The organism is Arthrobacter sp. HMWF013, assembly GCF_003061105.1.
Lineage (GTDB): Bacteria > Actinomycetota > Actinomycetes > Actinomycetales > Micrococcaceae > Arthrobacter.
Genome location: NZ_QAIQ01000578.1, coordinates 1 through 1,409, shown reverse-complemented (window position 1 = coordinate 1,409; position 1,409 = coordinate 1). Strand labels below are relative to the sequence as shown.

General features: G+C 61.5%; 2 protein-coding genes. One reads left to right on the top strand and one right to left on the bottom strand.

The features are described from left to right. Positions 1 to 91: 91 nt before the first annotated feature. Entirely contained in the window at positions 92 to 613 is a 522-nt protein-coding gene (locus DBR22_RS19740; protein ID WP_108600401.1) for a flavin reductase family protein, read from the bottom strand. A 107-nt stretch (positions 614 to 720) separates the two neighbouring features. Between DBR22_RS19740 and DBR22_RS19735 the strand changes: the two genes are divergently transcribed. Then, positions 721 to 1,409 (top strand): FadR/GntR family transcriptional regulator (locus DBR22_RS19735; RefSeq protein ID WP_146187586.1); only part of this gene is annotated, 689 nt, incomplete at its 3' end.

Sequence of the window (1,409 nt, the reverse complement as noted above, 5' to 3'; positions counted from 1 at the left end):
GTCCGGGGCAGTGATGGGTTCTGCAATGGCGGTCATTTCTTTTTCTCTCTTCATTGAGTGGTGTTCAACAACGGGGTTTGGGTTGTCTGAGTCAGCGGGCGCAGGCCGCGACGTGATCCACGATGGGGCGGCGGGGGCGCCTGGCGAATTCGGAATGGGTGCCGAAGAGGCGGTGGCTGTAAACCATGGGGGCCTTCTGGGAACCGGCAGCATGCTGCACCGCGCCTATCAGGATGGTGTGGTCGCCGCCGGAAACGACGTCGTAGAGTTCGCAGGCGAGCCAGCCGGCAGTGCCCTCAAGGCGTGGCAATCCGTGGTCATAGTGCCACTCAGCCTGCTCGAACTTGTCCTCGCCCCTGCCTCCGAACGTCAACGCCAGCTCGGGCTGATGCTGAGCCAGGATGTTGACCGCAAAGCGGCCTTCCCGGCAGATCCTCCGCAGCACATTGGACCGGTTCTCCAGAGCCAAGAGGATCAAGTGGGGCTCCAGTGACAGCGGCATGAACGCGCTCACCGTCGCCCCTGCAGGGCCGTCCTCACCGTCGGTCGTGACGATGGTTACCGGTGAGGGCACCGCTGCCCGCAAGTCCCGGAACTGCGTCTGTGTCTGCATCAGTTCTCCTAATAGATCGTGATCAATGCGTTTATTCTGCATGTGATCCACGTCATGTGTCAAGGGTTTGCGATACGATGATCGTGATCTATTTTTAGGAGGAAATTGTGACGACGCCGCAGGCCGAGATGAGTGAGGGTCCCGCTCTCAGTCGCGAACTGTGGCGGGCGGGGGACTACCAGCAGGGGGCAGCTACCCAGGAGCCCGCCAACCGGGCAATGATGGCGGCCAACCGCCTTCAGGAACTGGCTGCCCGTGCCGGCCAAGGGGAGCGTCTGGGTAGCAAAAACGAGCTGTGGAAGCTTTGCTCGGTATCCATTGGAACCTTTAATGAAGCACTGAAGATTGCCCAGGCCCGGGGCTACGTCACTCTGCGCCGAGGTCCGGGCGGCGGGATCTTTGCGGCCCAGCAGGCTCCTCTGGTCAAGCTCGGAAACCAGATCCTCGCGATCGACGACAGCGAACACATCGTCGCGGACGTCCAACGCATGCGCAATGCCCTGGATCCTCTGGTGCTTGAGGACGCCCTGCTTCACTCGTCGGCTGCCGACATTCTGGAAATGCGGAACGAGCTGGAGGCCATGAAGCAGGCCATGGCCGTTGACGATATACCCACGTTTCTCCACGGCAACTGGCGCTTCCAGGCATGTATCGCCGGCATCTCCCCGAACGTCGTGCTGCGGACGGTCTTCCTCAGCCTGCTGGAAGTTCTCGAACAGCACGCCGTCACCCTGCCGGCTGCACCCGACCGCCCCCTGCACGATGTCCTAAAGCGCAGATATGAACTGTATGAGGG

Coding starts and splice junctions, on each gene's coding strand:
- DBR22_RS19740 (WP_108600401.1), bottom strand. CDS start 613: ATGCAGACACAGACGCAGTTCCGGGACTTGCGGGCAGCGGTGCCCTCA.